Here is a 19,832-nt window from a genome sequence, read left to right on the forward strand (position 1 = left end):
ATGGCAAATTTAAAATTAGAAAACCTCCCGGTTTCTCAAAAAAGTACAGAAATTTTTGATGTATCTAAAAAAAATTTTGGATTTATTCCAAATATGTATTTAAAAATGGGCACTAATACTGCACTGCTTGATTCGTACATTTATGCATACAATTCATTTAGGGCAAACTCGGGCTTTACACCAGTAGAACAGGAAGTGGTATTTTTAACCATTGCACATGAAAACAATTGTGAATACTGTACAGCGGCACATAGTTTTATAGCTGATAAAATGAGTAAAGTGCCTGTAGAAGTAACCGATGCAATTAGGGACGGCAATCAAATTCCAGATGTAAAGCTGGCAGCGTTGTCAAAACTCACAAGGTCTTTAACTGCCAATCGTGGTAATGTATCTCAGGAAGAAATAAACGCTTTTCTTGCTGCTGGATATACTGAAGCTCATGTATTGGGTATAATAGCAGGGATAGCCGTTAAGACGATGAGTAATTATTCCAATCATAACACTAATCCCGAATTAGATGCAGCTTTTGCAGGAAGGGCCTGGAAGAAATAAACGGATAAGTATTGTTAAAAGCCAGTAAGTTCATCAATATCCTTACTGGCTTTTATTTTAAAATCAAAACTGAATTAGCCAATTATAAATGCTGTTCGAGAACATAGGCCAATGAACCAATTTCTGGCTCATTGATAATTTCGCAGTATTAATATTTAAACAGTTCTATGATAGCTATTGAATTGTTTTATAAATAATAATTTTCAGACAGTTTCCCTTTTATAACCAGTGGTATCAAAATACCAAAAAATACGCTAACTAAATTGGCAAATAAAATCAATCGTGTTACAATTTTATATTTCTTAGCCGGAGTGCATTGGTAATGACCGAAACTGAACTGAAACTCATGGCCAACGCAGCGATCATGGGAGAAAGTAACAGCCCGAATAATGGGTATAAAACACCCGCAGCAATCGGAATACCCAACACATTATATCCGAGTGCAAAAAACAGGTTTTGCTGAATGTTCTTCATTACTTTATGGCTTAGCAACCTTGCTTTGGCAATACCATTCATATCGCCTTTTACCAACGTAATGGCGGCGCTCTCAATAGCCACATCTGTTCCGGTACCCATGGCAATTCCAATATCAGCCTGCGATAAAGCCGGAGCATCATTAATGCCATCTCCCGCCATCGCCACTTTCTTGCCTTCAGCCTGCAACTTTTTTATTTCATTTAATTTATCTTCAGGCAACATCTGGGCTTTGTATCCATCCAACTGCAATGTTTCACTTACAGCTTTTGCAGTATCTTCATTGTCGCCGGTAAACATAATCACCTTCAAACCTTCCTCCTGTAATTTCTTAATCGCTTCTTTAGCAGTGGCTTTAATTTTATCCGAGATCACCACAAAACCAATTACATTATTTGCTTCAGCTAAATAAGAAACGGTTTTGCCCAATCGCTGTTCGGCTTTTACCTTCTCCTGTATCTGTGGCGAAATTTTTGCATTCACCTGTTCCATTAATTTCTCATTACCCAATGCCAGTGAACTACCTTCCAGCATACCGATTACACCTTTTCCGGTAACCGCTTCAAAATTTGAAATTGGTTTGATGTCAATTTTCTTTTCTGCTCCATAACGCATGGTTGCCTGTGCCAATGGATGTTCGCTACTGCTGTTTAACGCAATAATTTTTTCAATGATTTCTTCTTCTGTAAAATCAGCATTAGCGGTAATTATTTTTTCAACTGATGGTTTTCCTTCTGTGATGGTGCCGGTTTTATCAATGATCACTACGTCAATATCATTCATCTTTTCCAGCGACTCTGCGTTTTTAATCAATACTCCCGATTGAGCACCTTTTCCTACACCTACCATTACCGACATGGGTGTGGCAAGTCCCAACGCACATGGACAGGCAATGATTAATACCGCAATTGCATTTACAAAAGCATACACATAAGCAGGTTCGGGTCCATAGACCGCCCATATAATAAAAGTGAGGATTGAAATGCCTACCACAACCGGAACAAAATAGCCCGAAATTTTATCTGCCATTTTTTGTATTGGCGCTTTGGAGCGGCTGGCAGTGTTCACCATTTCAATGATTTTTGCAAGCAGGGTTTCTGATCCCACTTTTTCCGCAATCATTACAAAAGATTTATTTCCGTTGATGGTTCCAGAACTTACAGCATCTCCTGTTTTCTTTTCCACGGGTATGGGTTCTCCCGTTATCATGCTTTCATCAATAACTGCTTCTCCTTCTTTAATATTTCCGTCTACAGCAATTTTTTCTCCGGGTTTCACTCTTATAAAATCCCCTTTTTCAATGGTATCTATCGCCACAACCTGCTCCTTACCATCCACAATTTTTGTAGCCTGGTTGGGCGCCAGTTTTAATAATTCTTTAATGGCATTATTGGTTCTTCCATGTGCACGGGCTTCTAAAAGCTGGCCCAATAATACCAATGTTAAAATAACTGTGGCTGCTTCAAAATAAACATACACCGTACCATGCATCGTTTTAAATTGATCGGGAAAAAGATTGGGAAATAATAAAGCCACTACACTGAAAAGCCATGCCACACCAGATCCTATGCCAATCAATGTAAACATATTCAGGTTCCAGGTTATAATGGAACGGCCTGCCCGCTGAAAGAACATCCAGGTAGCATAAAAAATTACCGGAAGGCTAAACAAAAATTCAACCCAGTTCCAATATTTTAAAGGCATCAGGCTGAAGAGCGGATTATTGGGTATCATTTCCGTCATGGCAATTATAAAAATCGGTATGGTAAAAACAACGGCTATCTTAAATTTAAATAACAGTTTTGTATACGTCTTATCCTCCTCCTCCACAGTTACTGTTAAGGGAACAAGATCCATTCCGCAGATAGGGCATGCCCCCGGCTGATCCCTTATAATTTCGGGATGCATGGGGCAGGTATATTGTGTTGCTTTTTGTGCAGCAGGTTGCTCAAGGAGGTCCATTCCGCAAACCGGGCAATTACCCGGTTTGTCGTACGTTTTATCGCCTTCGCAATGCATGGGACAATAAAATACGCCCGAACCTTTTGCACTTTGTTTGTTTGCTGATTTATTTGGTACAGGATGCATCGTATTATCGTACTGATGCACATCCTCACCGGGAAGAGAAATACTGTAATTTCCACCACTGGTTTTTAAGGCTTCCTGTAATTTTTCTAAAGGAATATGAGACGCCGTCTCTATCTCTGCGGTTGCGTTTTTTAAATCAACGGATACTGTTGTCACACCATCCACTTTGCCCAGCGCCTGTTCTACATGCTTTTTACAGCCATCGCATGTCATTCCTTTTATTTGATAGGTATGTTTCATTTATGGTTGGTTATTGTGTAACAAGTTCGCTGATGGTAAATTGACCCACCTTTTTTAGTTGGGCTTGCAGTACTTCTAAAGTCACGGGTTTATTCATCATAAGTTCCGCTGTTGGCGGATTCAAATGTACAGTAACGTCTGATATTTCCAGTAAAGCCTTATTTACAGTGTTTACGCAACCACCGCAGGTCAAACCTCCCAATTCATACCTTTTCTTTTTCATGTTCTTTGTTTTAGTATTAATTTTCTTCTTTTTATATTCTTTTACGATTCATACTTATTAAAGCTGCTGTTGCTATAATAACTACAAGTATAAAAAACCACCAACCCATGTGCATACCCCAATAATAATAATGTTCGTTGTTGTGCATCATAATTTTACATTTTTGAATTAATATAAAATAGAGAAGGTTTAAATGACCTCTTTGAAAAAGCGGTTGTGATACATTGCAAATATTTTATTTTACCGCTTTTAAATATTTTATGCAACAATACTTTTTATCCTGAACAAAAGTTATGCCTTAAAGCCGGAGTGAAGATTACATAACTAATGCAAATGGTCATATCATTCGCATATTTCTAAATTGCAGCCTTGTAAACTTTGTACGAAGCTAAGTTTGATATGCAGGCGAAATGATTCTATTATAGTCAGTCAGTGGTAGTTTTCATAAAATATTTTACTAAAAAAATACAAACTTTTAAGCAAGGAAAGTAACAAGGTTATTAAGATAAAAATGACATAATGTGCATTTAGTTGAAAGGGATTTTATTTTTTTATATTTAAGCATTTGCTTAAATAATTAGATAACTATACCTTTACTTATAAATCAGTAAAACATGACAGATTGTATCCGATTATATGCCGACCCGGTGCAAATTAAAGCCTGCAAAGAAAAAGTTGAAAACGCTACCGGCGCCTTTTTAACAATGGCATCCATACTTGCTTTGGCTGGCAATGAAGTGCGCCTAAAAATTTTGTATTTATTTGAGGAAGAAAAAGAACTCTGTCCCTGCGACCTGAGCGATATTTTGACTATGAGTATCCCGGCCATTTCCCAACACCTTCGTAAAATGAAAGATGGTGGTATCATCCGTGCCCGAAAAGAAGGACAAACCATTTTCTATTCTCTAAAACCTGAACATTTAAAAATGCTTCGTTTTTTGTTTAAATATATCAATGGATTAAACACAAAAATGGAATTAGCATGAATACAAAAAACGTAAACAGCAAAACGTGGGTAGCCGGGTTACTTACCGCATTAGCAGCTTCCTTATGCTGCATAACCCCTGTATTGGCATTAATTAGTGGTGCCAGCGGTTTAGCCGCTGCATTTTTATGGATGGAACCTTATCGTCCTTATCTTTTGGGGCTTACGGTTGCCGTATTGGCTTTTGCCTGGTATCAAAAATTAAAACCGAAAAAAGCAATTATAGATTGTGTTTGTGAAGTAGATAAACTGCCCTTTTGGCAGGGTAAAACGTTTTTAGGAATTGTTACTGTATTTGCAGTTGCGCTGATGGCTTTCCCAAAATATGCTCACATCTTTTATCCCAAAGCCGAAAAAAAAGACATAATTATTGTTGACAAAAGCAGTATTCAAGAAGTGGTGTTTACAATTAAAGGAATGACCTGCGAAGCCTGTACAGAACCCATAAACCTTGCTTTGTCAAAAGTGCCAGGTGTGCTTGAATATAAAACAGATTTTAAAAACGGCAGCAGTAGGATAAAATTTGATAATTCAAAAACTAAAGAACAGGCTATTGCGGATGCTGTAAATGAAACAGGGTATAAAATAGGCGATATAAAAACTGTAATTAATAATAAGTAAAATTTTAAATTGAAAGAAAATAAAATCTTCCTTGAAATCTCTGGTATGACATGCGACCATTGTGCTGTAAGTATTGAAAAATTATTAGAAAAAAAGAAGGGCATTTTATCAAAAAAGGTAAGCTATGCCAAAAGTAAAAGCGAAGTTAGTTTTGATACGGAAGTGATTTCTAAAGAAGAAATAATTAATGGCGTCAACCAAGGAAATCATTACAAGGCAAAAGAAACCATCCACATAAATTCCCGGCATTTTGATTTAATCATTATCGGCGGTGGTTCTGCCGCATTTTCGGCAGCCATTAAAGCGAATGAATTAGGCTTAACAACACTGTTAGTAAATGGAGGACTTGACTTTGGAGGCACCTGCGTTAATGTGGGCTGTGTACCTTCAAAAACGCTTCTCCGTGCAGGAGAAACTGCTTACCATGCAACTCACTCCAACTTTGCAGGCATAAAGCCTAGAGGCGTTGATATTGATTTTGCACAAGTAATAAAAGGCAAAAAGCAATTAGTAAAAACCCTACAGCAAAAAAAATATATGGATGTGGTAAGTGATTTTAAAAATCTTCAAATGATTAAAGGCTGGGCGGAATTTATGGATGATAAAACTATTTTGATAAATGGAAAAGATGAGTATACCGCCATAAAATTTATTATCGCAACGGGAGCTACAACTAATATCCCCGACATTGAAGGACTGAAAGATATTGGTTACCTCACCAATGTTACTTTATTTGATTTAGAAGAGAAACCAACCAGCATTACGATCATGGGTGCAGGATTTATTGGTCTTGAAATAGCAATGGCTTATAACCGCCTTGGAGTACAAACCCGAATCATTGAATTTACTGACAGAGTATTGAGAACTCAAACTCCCGACATCAGTATAGAATTACAAAAGCATTTGGGCAATGAGGGAATCGAATTCCTTCCCAACTTCCGTGCTGTTAAATTTGAGAAATCCGGTGATGATACCCTCATTTACTGTAAATGCCCCGATGGCATATTTACCAAATTAACAGAGCCGGGAAAAGTGGTGGTTGCCAGCGGCACAAAACCTAATACACAAAAATTAGGTTTGCATAATATAGGTTTGCAACTCACCCAAAGCGGGCATATACAGGTAAATGAAATGATGGAAACAAATCTCAATAATATTTATGCGGTGGGTGATGTTACCAATGCGCCAGCGTTTGTTTACACGGCTGCATTTGAAGGAAAAATTGCTGTGGAAAATGCCTTTACCGGTTCAGAAATTAAAGCAGATTATTTATCATTGCCCTGGGTAGTGTTTACAGATCCACAAGTTGCCGGTGCCGGATTGGATGAAGCACAGGCATCAGCACAAAATATTCCTTTTGAAGTTTCTAAAATACTTTTAAGCGATGTGCCACGCAGTATTGCAGCCAATGATATAAGGGGTTTTATCAAACTCATCCGCAATCCCGAAACAGATAAATTATTAGGTGCAAGAATAGTAGCTCCGGAGGGAGGTGAACTGATTCAACAACTAAGTATGGCCATTAAATACGGCATCACCGTAAAAGAATTGGCTGAAAGCTTTTATCCTTATCTCACTTTGGCTGAGGGAATAAAACTAGCCGCCATTACATTTGGGAAAGATGTTTCAAAACTAAGTTGCTGTGCAAGCTAATTCTTATAATTTATTGGCAGATAGAACAATTCTTTTTATGCATTTAAGATATTAAGCACTTTACTTTCATAATTGACAAAGTTCATTTATAAAATACTTATTTCTTTGAGGCATATTATCACAATTATATTAATATCAATGTTATTGTAAGGAAAATCACTTCAATCAGTCTATAAATTAAAAATGCGTATGAAACTATTTATATCAGGCCTTGTTGTAATTGTAGCATTGGCAGGTTTTGCCTTTGTGTCTAAATCCACAGTGCAGGCCGTCAGCAACAACCATAATAAAAAAGGGGAAGGCATTCAATTTATCGAAGCTGATTGGAGCAAGGCTTTAGCAGAAGCTAAAAAGCAAAACAAGCTTATTTTCCTGGATGCCTATGCTTCCTGGTGTGGGCCCTGTAAACTCTTAAAGAAAAATACTTTTCCTGATAAAGCGGCTGGTGAATATTTTAATACAAATTTTATTAATGTAGCAATGGATATGGAAAAAGGCGATGGACCTGCCTTAACAGAGAAATATTCGGTGAGTGCTTATCCTACATTAATTATTACAGATACAGAAGGAAACATTATCACATACACTCAAGGCTATATAACACCCACACAACTAATTGACTTTGGTAAATATGGACTTTCGAAAATAAAAAAATAAAATCATGAGTACATTATTGAAAGAAATGGGCCTGTTTACTTACGAAAGTTATTTGAAGGAGTTTGAAGAATGGGTGAAAAGCGGGAGAACCAGTTCAGAAAATTCTACTCCGGCTTTAGTAGAATATACAAAACTAAACATTGCAAGAACTCAACGTATCCATAAAACCTTTTCAATAAATCCGGTGCTGAAGAAAGCCATTGAAACTATCCGGCATACTTACAGATGGGTAGTTCTTACCGAAGCATGGTGCGGCGATAGTGCCCAAAACCTTCCTGTAATTGTAGAAATAGCAAAGCTAAATCCTGATAAAATAAAGCTGTACATTTTATTAAGGGATGAAAACGCTGAATTGATGGATAACTATCTTACCAAAGGTGCAAGAGCAATACCAAAATTAATTGCCGTAAATGAAACATCGGGAAAGGAAGCTTTTATATGGGGACCAAGACCGGTTCATGCACAGCAATTATTAACCGCATGGAGAAATAACCCGGAAGGAAAATCATGGGATGAGTTTGAAAAGGAATTACATGGCTGGTATGCAAAGGATAAGACACAGTCGCTTCAGCATGAATTTATTCAAATACTACATTCACAAGGATGATTAAATTTAGAGTTGTATTTTGAAATAGCTGAAGTGAATTATTATAACATTAACTAAGGCCCAATAAAATTATAAGATTAAATATTTACTATCTTACTGGTATGATGCGCCGCCGCTTTAAACGTTCTGTTATTATTGTTGGAATATTTTTATTGCTTTGGCTTATCATGGCCAAAAGTTGTATGAAGTTTCGTATCAGTGATAGTGATGCCAGAAAAAAATTTAGTGATGCAGGTGTGGTGTTGCATACTTTTATAAAAATAATAGATGGTTTCCCCCTGCATTATGTACAGACCGGAAACGACTCTTTTCCAACTTTATTATTTATACATGGATCACCTGGAAGCTGGGATGCTTTTCAGAATTATTTAATGGATAGCGGACTTCTGAAACATTACCGCATTATCTCTATTGACCGGCCAGGCTTCGGGTACAGCGATTTCGGAAATGCGATGAATCTCTCTCAACAAGCTGCGATCATTTCAGCCTGGATGGATTCTATACAGAATAAAAAACCATTTATTATTATTGGTCATAGTTTTGGCGGGCCATTAGCTGTTAAGCTTGCTGCAGCAAAGCCAGATAATACAAAAGCATTGGTTATTCTTGCTGGATCTCTTGATCCCGTTGCAGAAAACCCTGAGAAATGGAGGCCTGTTTTATTTAGAACCCCTTTGAACTATTTAGTGCCAGGCGCATTGCGGCCCAGCAACAAAGAACTGTGGTATTTGAAAATGGATTTAAAGGGAATGAGTAACGATTATAAAAAAGTAACCTGCCCTGTTTTTATATTGCATGGCACAAAAGACATGTTGGTGCCTTATAGCAATGTGGCTTATGCAAAAAAAATGTTTACAAAGTCAGCGATGATTACAGTTACCACTTTTGAAAATGAAAACCATTTTATTGTGTGGACAAGGGAAAAGGAAATTACAGACCTGTTGATGAAGTTATCATCCCAACAATAGAATTCCTGCACCGGCTTACTCTTTAAAATACTTTGTCTGTACAATAATTATTTAAGCCAGTCACCACTTGCAATAAAGCCTGTTTTGCAGGATTTTAAAACATCAAGTCTGTAAATATTTTTCAAACCTATTGTCAGGTACTTAACGAATTGCCGTCTTAATAAAAAAATAAGTATGAAAAAAGCTTTTCTTTCCATGGCCTTTGCTGCCATTGCTGTTTTAGGTGTGAATGCACAATCAAAGTTTGTAACCAGAATGGGGCAGGCTACTATCTTCTCACATACAGACGCAGAAGATATTTCTGCAACAAAAAATACCGTAACAGGTGTAATTAATACTGACAGTGGGGATATTGCTATTTCGATTCCGGTTCAAAGTTTCACCTTTGTTAAAGCGCTGATGCAGGAGCATTTTAATAACACCAACTTTATGGATTCCAAACAATATCCCCGTATGACTTTAGAAGGAAAAATCATTAACCTTTCTGCGATAGACTTCTCAAAAAATGTGAAGTATGAAGTAACCGTTGCCGGGGATTTAACCATCAGGGGAACTACTAAGCCTGAAACAGAAGCCGCCACCATGGAAGTTAATAATGGAAAGGTAACCGTTAGCAGCAAATTTATAGTAAAGGAAATCGGTTCCTATGGTTTAGGAAAACCAATGGGTAAAAAAAAATAATGTAGCAGATGACATACAGGTTACCTATACTGCAGTTTATCAAAAAGGTGATGAATAAAATAAGTTAAAATACAATTTCCTATTTAAAATAAGCTGTATTTCGATGTGTACAGGCAGCGCTAACTTTTAATTAAAAATTATAAATACAAAACATGAAAGCATTACACATTATTATTACCAATTTGTTATTATCTATGGCTGTTATAGGTCAAACTGCACCTCAGGGTTTAAGAGTAAATGATAAAGCTCCCGACTTTACCGGGAAAGATCAAAATGGGAAAAACATTTCGCTGAAGAGTGAATTAAAAAATGGGGCAGTAGTGGTGGTTTTTTATCGCGGGCAATGGTGTCCTTATTGCAACCGGCAATTAAAAGCATTGCAGGACTCCTTAAGTTTCATTAAAGAAAAAGGGGCGACACTTATTGCTGTTTCGCCGGAAAAACCAACCAATATTTCAAAAACAATTGAAAAAACGAAAGCTACTTATCCTATACTTTTTGATGACAGCCTTAAAATTATGAAGCGTTATGATGTGGCTTATAAAGTGGACAATCCTACTATAGAAAAGTACAAAAAGTATGGGATTGATTTTTATGATGTTAATGGTAGTAATGGAGCCAGTTTACCCGTACCAACCGTGTATATTATCAACAAAGAAGGGATCATTATATTCAAGCATTTTGATCCGGATTTTAAGAAAAGAGTTTCCGTTCAGGAGCTTTTATTCCATCTGTAGATTCCTGGTTATGTTTTACTAAACTTGAAAACTTACTGACATTATTCTTTTACTATAAAGGTAACTGGTTATGGCTAAAATCTAAGTAATACCATACAAAGCACCAACGGATAAGTTGAAAGATATTTAAGAAGTACTGATTAAAAAGAAATGTTACTCAGCGGCTGTACCTGCGATACAGAGCAGGCACCCTGATTTGCTCTAAGAAAAGCTGGGCTGGATAAAAGCGCTATTCCGGATAGCACTTTGGTAGTAGCCTATTTCAATTTTGTAAATTGTATTGTTATGGCTTTAGGTGTACAATTAGCAGAAAAGGTTGGCGAAGCTATAAATATTAAACCAAGAAAATAATGACAATTCAACAATCTGTACATGCTATTTTTAATCAATTGGAAAACTCATTGGTACAACTTTCCGATCAGCAATATTGTCAAAAAATTGATACCCTTTCCGGCGCAACAATCGGGGAGCATGTAAGACATATAGTGGAAATGTTTGTTGGTTTACAGGATGGCTACACAGCAGGAATTGTAAACTATGAAAGTAGAAAAAGGGACATTGCCATTGAGACATCAAAGGAAACAGCCATTGATGTAATGGCTAAAATAAATGCTGCTTTATTGAATGAAAATAAATCCCTCGTATTAGAAGCAGGCTTTGATGAAAACAGCGATGCATTGAATAAAATACCCACCAATTATTTCAGGGAGATTGCTTATAACCTTGAACATGCTATCCATCACATGGTTTTAATTAAAATTGGCATAAAGCAAGTTTCGGAAATTGTATTACCCGATGGATACGGTGTGGCATCATCAACCATAAAATATAAAAAAGTAACTACTGTTTAATAACCATGATAAAATTATTTGTGATTATTTTATAAGCTGTAATCTAATAGATAATAATTTTTAAAAGGGAGACAAAAAAATAGCATATAAAAATTTTAGCCGGTATCTTAAATATGAAATGAATGAGTGTGAAATATGAAATGCTGTTTAAACAGATTGCCGGGTTGTTTACTTTTGTTGCCATTTCATCAATACAGCACAAACTAAAGTATGAAATTTACGAATATTATTTCCTGGGTATTAAGAATTATTGCAGCAGTAATTCTTTTACAAACACTTTATTTTAAGTTCACTGGTCATCCTGAATCGATAGCATTATTTACTACGCTTGGTGTGGAACCCTGGGGACGTATTGGTACGGGAGTTATAGAATTAGTTACAGCCGTGTTATTATTAGTTCCTTCCACGGTATTTATTGGGGCAGTATTTGGAATTGGCCTAATTGGTGGAGCCATATTATCCCATTTAACTAACATTGGGATAGAATCAAAGGGTGACGGCGGACAATTATTTATACTGGCAATTATAGTATTGGTTTGTGGCATTGTATTGGCAATGATGCACAAGCAGCAAGGTATTTCTTTGCTTAAAAGAGCAGTAAAAAAATAGATGCAGACTGTGCAGTAAATATTTTAGCAAATGATGAGACGCATACATTTAATAATTAGTTTAGCGGTAATACTAACCAACAGTTCGTGTGGGCAAACAGGAGATAAAAAAACCGGTGAAGAAAAGCAAAGCTTCTCCAACCACCTTATACATGAAAGCAGCCCCTACCTGTTGATGCATGCCCACAACCCGGTTAATTGGTATCCGTGGGGGCAGGAAGCATTTGATAAAGCAAAAAAGGAAAATAAACCTGTCATTATAAGTATCGGTTATGCCGCCTGCCATTGGTGCCATGTTATGGAAAAAGAATCTTATTCCGACACAGCAGTGGCTAGGTTGATGAACGAAAATTTTGTAGCCATCAAAGTGGATCGTGAAGAAAGACCTGATGTGGACCAGGTGTATATGAATGCAGCACAACTTATAAATGGCAATGGTGGATGGCCGCTAAATGCGATTGCATTGCCCGATGGAAGGCCGATATATGCCGCCACGTATTTTCCAAAAAAAGACTGGATGTCATTATTAAAACAGATGCTGACATTCGTAAAACAAAATCCTGAAAAAGCAGAGCAGCAGGCGGAAGCAGTAGCAAAGGGAATCAGGGGCAGCGAATTGGTGAAAGTAAATACCAGCAAACCGGAATACAAACTGACTGATTTAAATAGTGTATTTAACAACTGGAAAAAAAATATCGACTTTATTAATGGCGGAAATAACGGCGCACCAAAATTTCCAATGCCGGTGGGCAGCCAGTTTCTTTTACAGTATTATTTTCTTACAAAAAATGAGGAAGCATTAAAGGCAGTAAAAATTACATTGAATAAAATGGCCGCAGGCGGTATTTATGACCATGTTGGCGGCGGCTTTGCCAGGTACTCAACCGATGCAGTATGGAAAGTACCCCACTTTGAAAAGATGCTTTATGATAATGCGCAGTTAACCAGTTTATATGCTTCGGCGTATCAACTAACAAAAGACCCGTTGTACAAAAATGTTGTGTATGAAACGCTTGAATTTATTGGCAGGGAACTTACGTCACCGGAGGGTGGATTTTATTCTTCGCTGGATGCGGATAGCGATGGTGAAGAAGGAAGGTTTTATGTATGGACAAAAGATGAGATAAAAAAAATACTGGGTGATGATGCAGCATTGGCAATAGATTATTTTAATGTAACTGAAAAAGGAAATTGGGAAGGAGGTAAAAATATTTTATATCAATTAGGCGATGATAATACAATAGCAAAAAAATACAATATCACCTCTCTTGAATTAAGCAAAAGAATTACCGGAGTAAAAAAGATATTGCTTGCAGAAAGAGCTAAACGTATCCGCCCAGGCCTTGATGATAAAATTCTTACGGCATGGAATGCACTGATGATAAAGGGATATACGGATGCTTACCGTGTTTTTGGTGAACAAAGATTTTTGGATGCAGCGCTAAAAAATGCAGCATTTATTTTAAAAAATGCTCAATCTAATGATAATCGTTTGAATAGAAATTTCAAGAACGGTAAATCTTCTATTAACGCTTTTTTGGATGATTATGCATTTACCATCGATGCCTTTATTGCATTGTACCAGTCAACCTTTGATGAAAAATGGCTTAAAGAAGCCCATCATCTTTTGGAATATACCCTTGCTCATTTTTATGATGCGAAAAGCGGTATGTTTTATTACACTTCTGATAAAGACCCCGCATTGATTGCAAGGAAAATGGAAATTGCGGATAATGTAATCCCGTCTTCCAACTCTGCTATGGCAAAAAATCTATTTATGCTGGGGGAATATTTTTATAAAGATGATTATATACACAAGGCCTCCGCAATGCTCAACAATGTAAAACAGGATGCTGTAAACGGCAATGCTTATTATGCCAACTGGGATATATTAATGGCATGGCTGGCTGCTGAACCATTTGAAGTAGCCATTGTAGGAAATGATTATGCTTCAAAACGAAAAGAAATAGACACACATTACTTACCCAATATTTTTCTTTCCGGTGGAAATAGCGAAGGCAGTTTATCTTTACTTGAAGGGAAACTGGTACCAGGCAAAACCACCATTTATGTATGCCGGAATAAATCCTGCAAGTTGCCAACAACAGAGGTTAGTAAAGCTGTTGAGCAGATTTTGAAATGAAGATTTTAAACAACAAGTAGCATCCTGTTAGAGAAGAATGATACTGAAAGAAACCGATAATGTTAGCAACTTGTTGTAAACTAAAAATTCAAACTTAACGGTGAAGCTAAAATTACAAGGCTGGTATACTTTTTTACTTTGGCTGAATCCAAAGCCTTTTATGAAATACGGTACCATCTAAGCAGTAGCCCCAGCAGATATAATTTATTTCTTTTTTGAATTATTTTGATCTTAAAAAAAGGGAGAAACTGATTCAATTTTCTCCCTTTCTTAAATTCTTAATCCATTTTTTGCCCTACCTTTCTATATCCCAGGTAAAAGAATAATGGAAATACCAGTAAGGTTAATATGGTAGCAGTAATTAAACCCCCAATTACTACAATGGCCAAAGGCTTGGAGGTTTCAGAACCAATACCATGAGACAATGCTGCGGGCATCAAACCTATGGCGGCCATCAAGGCGGTCATTACTACCGGCCGAACCCTGGTTCTTACACCATCCACAATCGCTTTTTCCAGAGAGGAATGGGTAAATTCACTTTTCTTAATGCGTTGTAAATTATTTTTAAAAACCGTTATCAGTATTACACCATTTTGTATACAGATACCAAATAACGCAATAAAGCCTATGCCCGCTGAAATACTGAAATTGGTTCCCGATAACAATAGTGCTGCAATGCCACCGATAATTGCAAAGGGCACATTTAACAGTACCATTCCTGCATCTTTTACATTGCCAAACATGATAAAGAGTATCAAAAATATCAGCAGCAAACTAATGGGCACAACCTGCCCCAAACGTTTGGAAGCCCGTTGCTGGTTTTCAAAATCACCCGCCCACTGCATATCATATCCCTTATCTAAATGCACCACTTTATTAACTTTTTCCTGTGCTTCGGCAATTGTACTTCCCATATCGCGGCCACGCACCGAAAACTTCACCGCACTGTATCGTCGGTTATCATCCCTGAAAATGATACTGGGGCCGGTAAGCCGCTGTATGGTGGCGATACTTTTTATCGGCACCTGCGACCCTCTGAGAGTGGGTACCATCAAATTACTTATGACTTCTGCATTGTTGCGGTACATTTCCATATAGCGGAGGCGCAACTGAAACTTTTTTTCACCTTCGTAAATCTGGGAGATGGCTTTTCCACCAATCGCCATTTCAATAATTGCATTGGCATCGGCAGTGGTTACACCATACAAAGCCATTTTATTCTGATCAAGATCAATGCGCAGTTCCGGCTGCCCGATATTCCTGATTACACCCAGATCTTCCACACCTTTTATATTTTTCATTACATCGTACACCTCATTGGCTTTTTGCTCGGTGTAGGTAAGGGTATCTCCATAAATTTTCACTACCAGCGATCCTTTCACTCCTGATACTGCCTCTTCCACATTATCCATAATGGGCTGTGAGAAATTTAAATCAATACCTGGAAAAACACCCAGCTTTTTTTGCATTTCTGCTACCAGGGTTTCTTTGCTAATACCGCTTTTCCATTGTTTCTTTGGATAAATGTCCACATGAAATTCTATATTATAAAAACCGGTAGCATCTGTACCGTCATTAGGGCGCCCGGTTTGAGACATTACTTGTTTAACCTCCGGAAATTGCAGGATGAGCGTTCGCATTTTATTAGCCACATCCCTGGAATCTTCCAGCGATACACTCAACGGGCAGGTAGCCCTGATGTAGATTGCGCCTTCATCCAGTTCGGGCAAAAATTCTGTACCAAGAAATTTAAATAAAAACAGGCCGACTACTACCAGAGAACCAGCCAGCAATAACGTGATTCGTTTATGATGATAGGTCCATGAAAACATTTTCATAATGCCATTGGTCAATCCCTGCACAAAAATATTATTCTTTTCTTTTACATTCTTACGAAGTAAAATACTGCTTAGTAACGGTACAAGCGTAAGCGTTAAAATAAGCGCTCCCAATAACGCAAAACCAAGTGTCCATGCAAGGGGCGAAAACATTTTTCCTTCCACTTTTTGAAAAGAGAAAATAGGCAATAGTGCGGCAATAATGATGAGCTTGGAAAAGAAGATGGCTTTGCCCAGTTCGCCACCGGTATTTTTAATAATGCCCAGTTTGGAAAGCAGGTTAAAACGCTTTATCCCCACATTGTGCGCTTTGTGATCCAGCACAACAAAAATGCCCTCCACCATTACCACGGCCCCGTCAATGATGATACCAAAATCAATGGCGCCCATGGAAAGTAAATTGGCGCTCATTCCTTTCAGTGTTAAACAAATAAAAGCAAATAATAACGATAGTGGAATAATAATGGCCACAATTAACGTAGTGCGCCAATCGGCCATAAACAGAAAAACAATCACTGTTACAAAAATGATTCCTTCCAGCATATTGTGCAACACGGTTTCCGTTGCAAAATCTATCAGATCATCGCGATTGTAAAAAGTATTGATCTTTACATCCGCAGGCAATATTTTTTCATTCAGGTAGGTTATTTTATTCTGTACCCGCTTAATTACTTCACTTGGGTTTTCCCCCTTACGCATCACGATGATTCCTTCTACCACATCGTTTTGCGCATCTCGTCCCACCTGTCCTAACCTGGCCAGTTGAGAAACAGCCACATCTGCCACATCCTTAACCAGTATGGGTGTTCCGTTAATATTGGTTACTATGATATTGCCTATTTCTTCCACATTGTTCAGCAAGCCAATACCCCTTACCACATAAGACTGGGAATTGTCTACAATCACATCCCCGCCCACATTGATATTGCTTTTTGAAGCTGCAGTATATACATCCAATGGTGTGATATTATAGGAGGCCAGTTTTTGGGGATTTACTTTTATTTCGTATGTCTTTACTTCGCCGCCAAAACTAACCACATCTCCTACGCCGGGTACTCCTAGAAATTGACGTTCAATCACCCAGTCCTGCAGCGTTTTTAATTCCTTCACTGTTTTGGATGTGCTGCTCAACGTGTACCGGAATATTTCGCCGGTAGGTCCTGTGGGTGGTTGAATATCGGGTGCGGCATTTTCCGGTAAATCAACACTGCGCAGCATATTGTTTACCTGCTGGCGTGCAAAAGCGTCATCTACATCATCTTCAAAAATTATTTTTACTACCGACAAGCCAAACACTGTGGTAGACCGCACAGATGTTTTTTTCTGAATAGGATTCATTCCCACCTCAATAGGTATGGTAACAAATTTTTCCACTTCTTCTCCGCTGCGGCCGGGCCATTGTGTGATGATGGTGATTTGCGTATTGGTTACATCAGGAAAAGCCTCTATCGGAATATTTCTAAATGAAATAACACCCCAGATGATTAACACAATGGTTGCGAAAAATATAAACAACCTGTTCTTTAAAGAAAAGGCGATAACTTTTTTTATAGCTTTAAACATACTATGGATTAATTATTTAGCGATCAATGCCTGATAAAGAAATACCTGTGAATTAGTAACGACATAGTCGCCTGCAGAAAGACCCGAGATGTAGGCTTTGTTATCAATTCGTTTAATCAGGGTGATTTCATGAATGGACAATTTATTATCCTTCTTTACCACTACATAATTTTTACTGTTGTCCATAATAATGGCCTGTGCCGGAATGGATAGCCTGTTGTCTTTTCCCTTAACATTTACCGTAACGCTAGCAAACATTTCAGGTTTAAGTACGATACCGGGATTATCCATACTGATAATTACCTTCATCGTTCTGGTGGCGGGATCGAGCACATTGTATATTTTATCAATCTTTCCGGTGTATTCTTTTTCTGGATTGGAGAGCGTATTTACTTTCACCAAATCGCCGAGGTGAATATTTTCCATATCGGCCTCGTACACATTGGCCACTACCCATACGGAAGATAAGTCGGCAATAGCAAATAAACTCGTGTTATTGTCAGAGCGCACTTCGGATGTGTTGGTAATATTTTTTTCAATAATAAAGCCGCTGATCGGAGCGGACACAGTATAAGTAGAACTTTTTCCCCCTGTAATGGATGCTACTTCTTTTACACGGTTTAATTCAGACAATGATTTGTCGTATGCGATTTTTGCGTTTACATATTCCTGCTCTGTAGCTAACTTTCCTTCGTATAAATCCTTACTGGTTTCCATTGCTTTTTTAGCAATGGTAACATTCGATTCGGCATTGGATAAATCGTTGGTAAAGCCCGCTACTTCCGTACTTCGTATTACAGCCAATACCTGTCCTTTGTGTACGTAATCACCTAGTTCAACTTTTAACGAACTGATCCGGCCACTCACCAGGGAAAATAACTTTGCCTGCTTGTTTTCATTGGCTTCAATTTTACCATTTAGTTTTATGATGTCACTTACATCTTCCAATACAACGGGCGCTGTTTGCACATGTTTAATTATACTGTCGGAAATAGCACTGGTTTGTGATACAGCTGCTTCTTTATGGCTGCCACAGGAGATAAAAAAAACAGTAAGGATAACCAGTTCACAAATATTTAACGGTTTCATTATATTGAATTAATTGTTTAGAATAGTTTTACCAATGGTAAAGTTCAGGGTTTCAATTGCCTGCATTTTTTGATTTTGCAAATCGTTTATCTGAAGAATATTTTGTTTGTAGGATTCATTAAAATCGGTAAACTCAATCAGACTAAGGTTTTTCTTTTGAAAATTTTCAGTGATTGATTTTAATAAACTTTCAAACTCATCCCTGAATCCCGGATCAATGGATTGCAATATCCTGTCGGTATTTAGCAGTTTTGTATAGGCCGACTGTACTTCATTTTCAACAGACAGTCTTTGCTGAGTGAGCATCACTTTACTTTGATCAATGCCGATTTTGGCAGCTTTGATATTGCCCTGGTTTCGATAAAAAAATGGCAGGTCCATGGCTACGGTAAAAAACGAAGCATCATTTACAAAGCTACCTCGTTTATCAAACTGTGCACCCACGGTTACATCGGGTCTGGCTATCGCCTTTTGAAGGGCAAAATTTTGTTGATTGTACAAGAGGTTATTTTCCGCAAGTTTTAAATCAAACCGGTTTTGGTAAGCCGTATCTACCAAATCTGCGAGGTTCAAGTTTTTGAGGGAAGCAGCCAATACCTCATTTTTTTCACTCACCGGAATAAAATAGGTTTTATTATTTTGCAGCAATATTCGCAGCTCGGCCTGTAAGTCATTTATCTGGTTTTGCAATGCCATTTGCTCAGCCTTCAAACTATATAAAAGTGCTTTAATCCTGATGGCATCTTTTAAGGTAACTACACCTTTTACTTTAAGCAATTCATACGAAGCGCTTAAAGTTTCCAACGAACCAATTTGGTTTTGGTAAGCATTGAGTGAATTTTGTAAATAATAAACGCTGTAAAAATTACTTCTCAATGAAAAACGCAAGGTTCGCAAGAGATCAAAAAAACGGTTCTCACTAAGACGGGTATTAGTTTCGGCCAGTTTAATTTCCTTATTGCGCTTACCGGCTACCCTTATTAATTGTTGCACCCCCACAATATATTCGCCTGTTTTATTGCTTACGTCGAAAACTTTATTGACTTGCGGATTGTACATAGCACCTGTGAAGGACAGGTTAGGATTGGTGTACAGTTTAGCTTGTATTACTTCTGCATTTGCAATATCAATATTATATTTTTCCGCAAGGAGGTTAAGATTTTTTTGTAAAAATTGTTTTTCGGCTTCGGGTAGGGTTAAGCGTATTGTATCTTGGGCCTGCACAATTGTAATGGAAAAGAAAGGCAAAAGCAA

At 37.6% G+C, this 19,832-nt stretch carries 17 protein-coding genes; 12 read left to right on the plus strand and 5 right to left on the minus strand.

Annotation, left to right across the window (positions count from 1 at the left end):
• On the plus strand, positions 1–552 hold a 552-nt coding region (locus tag H7254_RS20320), incomplete at its 5' end, for a carboxymuconolactone decarboxylase family protein (RefSeq protein ID WP_301934714.1).
• 285 nt (positions 553–837) lie between these two features.
• Here H7254_RS20320 and H7254_RS20325 read toward each other — a convergent pair.
• Both H7254_RS20325 and H7254_RS20330 read right to left on the minus strand, forming a co-directional pair.
• A complete protein-coding gene (locus H7254_RS20325) occupies positions 838–3,354 on the minus strand; it encodes a heavy metal translocating P-type ATPase (protein ID WP_301934715.1) in 2,517 nt (838 codons plus the stop codon).
• 10 nt (positions 3,355–3,364) lie between these two features.
• Positions 3,365–3,577 carry a heavy-metal-associated domain-containing protein gene (locus H7254_RS20330; RefSeq protein ID WP_301934716.1) on the minus strand — a complete coding sequence of 71 codons (213 nt, stop codon included), beginning with the start codon at positions 3,575–3,577 and terminating at the stop codon, positions 3,365–3,367.
• A 614-nt stretch (positions 3,578–4,191) separates the two neighbouring features.
• Here H7254_RS20330 and H7254_RS20335 point away from each other — a divergent pair.
• The 11 genes from H7254_RS20335 (at position 4,192) to H7254_RS20385 (ending at position 14,088) form a co-directional block, all read left to right on the plus strand.
• Positions 4,192–4,563, plus strand: a complete 372-nt coding sequence (locus H7254_RS20335) for a metalloregulator ArsR/SmtB family transcription factor (protein WP_301934717.1) — start codon at positions 4,192–4,194, stop codon at positions 4,561–4,563.
• Entirely contained in the window at positions 4,560–5,183 is a 624-nt protein-coding gene (merTP, locus tag H7254_RS20340; RefSeq protein ID WP_301934718.1) for a mercuric transport protein MerTP, read from the plus strand. Before H7254_RS20335 ends, merTP begins: the two co-directional genes overlap by 4 nt.
• A gap of 9 nt (positions 5,184–5,192) precedes the next feature.
• Entirely contained in the window at positions 5,193–6,836 is a 1,644-nt protein-coding gene (gene merA / locus H7254_RS20345) for a mercury(II) reductase (protein WP_367875468.1), read from the plus strand.
• Positions 6,837–7,025: 189 nt separating this feature from the next.
• Positions 7,026–7,493 carry a thioredoxin family protein gene (locus H7254_RS20350; protein WP_301934720.1) on the plus strand — a complete coding sequence of 156 codons (468 nt, stop codon included), beginning with the start codon at positions 7,026–7,028 and terminating at the stop codon, positions 7,491–7,493.
• Between the two features lie 4 nt (positions 7,494–7,497).
• The gene (locus H7254_RS20355) at positions 7,498–8,100 is read left to right on the plus strand and encodes a thioredoxin family protein (protein WP_301934721.1); all 603 of its coding nucleotides are present in this window, start codon (positions 7,498–7,500) and stop codon (positions 8,098–8,100) included.
• A gap of 182 nt (positions 8,101–8,282) precedes the next feature.
• Complete coding sequence (locus H7254_RS20360; RefSeq protein ID WP_301934722.1) at positions 8,283–9,068, plus strand: alpha/beta fold hydrolase; 786 nt, start codon at positions 8,283–8,285, stop codon at positions 9,066–9,068.
• 174 nt (positions 9,069–9,242) lie between these two features.
• Positions 9,243–9,749 carry a YceI family protein gene (locus tag H7254_RS20365; protein WP_301934723.1) on the plus strand — a complete coding sequence of 169 codons (507 nt, stop codon included), beginning with the start codon at positions 9,243–9,245 and terminating at the stop codon, positions 9,747–9,749.
• A gap of 152 nt (positions 9,750–9,901) precedes the next feature.
• The gene (locus tag H7254_RS20370; protein ID WP_301934724.1) at positions 9,902–10,486 is read left to right on the plus strand and encodes a peroxiredoxin-like family protein; all 585 of its coding nucleotides are present in this window, start codon (positions 9,902–9,904) and stop codon (positions 10,484–10,486) included.
• 350 nt (positions 10,487–10,836) lie between these two features.
• On the plus strand, positions 10,837–11,337 hold the full coding sequence (locus tag H7254_RS20375) for a DinB family protein (RefSeq protein ID WP_301934725.1): 501 nt from the start codon (positions 10,837–10,839) through the stop codon (positions 11,335–11,337).
• A 210-nt stretch (positions 11,338–11,547) separates the two neighbouring features.
• Positions 11,548–11,946: a DoxX family protein gene (locus H7254_RS20380; RefSeq protein WP_301934726.1), complete on the plus strand. Its 399-nt coding sequence runs from the start codon at positions 11,548–11,550 to the stop codon at positions 11,944–11,946.
• 30 nt (positions 11,947–11,976) lie between these two features.
• Entirely contained in the window at positions 11,977–14,088 is a 2,112-nt protein-coding gene (locus H7254_RS20385) for a thioredoxin domain-containing protein (protein ID WP_301934727.1), read from the plus strand.
• Positions 14,089–14,366: 278 nt separating this feature from the next.
• On the opposite strand, the gene H7254_RS20390 is transcribed toward H7254_RS20385, so the two are convergent.
• The 3 genes from H7254_RS20390 to H7254_RS20400 all read right to left on the minus strand — a co-directional run.
• A complete protein-coding gene (locus H7254_RS20390; protein ID WP_301934728.1) occupies positions 14,367–17,489 on the minus strand; it encodes an efflux RND transporter permease subunit in 3,123 nt (1,040 codons plus the stop codon).
• Positions 17,490–17,501: 12 nt separating this feature from the next.
• A complete protein-coding gene (locus H7254_RS20395; RefSeq protein WP_301934729.1) occupies positions 17,502–18,578 on the minus strand; it encodes an efflux RND transporter periplasmic adaptor subunit in 1,077 nt (358 codons plus the stop codon).
• Between the two features lie 9 nt (positions 18,579–18,587).
• A partial coding sequence (locus H7254_RS20400) for a TolC family protein (protein ID WP_367875469.1) occupies positions 18,588–19,832 on the minus strand: 1,245 nt, incomplete at its 5' end.

It is taken from the genome of Ferruginibacter sp. (assembly GCF_014377975.1).
Lineage (GTDB): Bacteria > Bacteroidota > Bacteroidia > Chitinophagales > Chitinophagaceae > Ferruginibacter.

Coding starts and splice junctions, on each gene's coding strand:
- H7254_RS20350 (WP_301934720.1), top strand. CDS start 7,026: ATGAAACTATTTATATCAGGCCTTGTTGTAATTGTAGCATTGGCAGGT.
- H7254_RS20360 (WP_301934722.1), top strand. CDS start 8,283: ATGAAGTTTCGTATCAGTGATAGTGATGCCAGAAAAAAATTTAGTGAT.
- H7254_RS20335 (WP_301934717.1), top strand. CDS start 4,192: ATGACAGATTGTATCCGATTATATGCCGACCCGGTGCAAATTAAAGCC.
- H7254_RS20330 (WP_301934716.1), bottom strand. CDS start 3,577: ATGAAAAAGAAAAGGTATGAATTGGGAGGTTTGACCTGCGGTGGTTGC.
- H7254_RS20385 (WP_301934727.1), top strand. CDS start 11,977: ATGATGAGACGCATACATTTAATAATTAGTTTAGCGGTAATACTAACC.
- H7254_RS20395 (WP_301934729.1), bottom strand. CDS start 18,578: ATGAAACCGTTAAATATTTGTGAACTGGTTATCCTTACTGTTTTTTTT.
- H7254_RS20365 (WP_301934723.1), top strand. CDS start 9,243: ATGAAAAAAGCTTTTCTTTCCATGGCCTTTGCTGCCATTGCTGTTTTA.
- H7254_RS20370 (WP_301934724.1), top strand. CDS start 9,902: ATGAAAGCATTACACATTATTATTACCAATTTGTTATTATCTATGGCT.
- merTP (WP_301934718.1), top strand. CDS start 4,560: ATGAATACAAAAAACGTAAACAGCAAAACGTGGGTAGCCGGGTTACTT.
- H7254_RS20390 (WP_301934728.1), bottom strand. CDS start 17,489: ATGTTTAAAGCTATAAAAAAAGTTATCGCCTTTTCTTTAAAGAACAGG.
- H7254_RS20355 (WP_301934721.1), top strand. CDS start 7,498: ATGAGTACATTATTGAAAGAAATGGGCCTGTTTACTTACGAAAGTTAT.
- H7254_RS20375 (WP_301934725.1), top strand. CDS start 10,837: ATGACAATTCAACAATCTGTACATGCTATTTTTAATCAATTGGAAAAC.
- H7254_RS20380 (WP_301934726.1), top strand. CDS start 11,548: ATGAAATTTACGAATATTATTTCCTGGGTATTAAGAATTATTGCAGCA.
- H7254_RS20325 (WP_301934715.1), bottom strand. CDS start 3,354: ATGAAACATACCTATCAAATAAAAGGAATGACATGCGATGGCTGTAAA.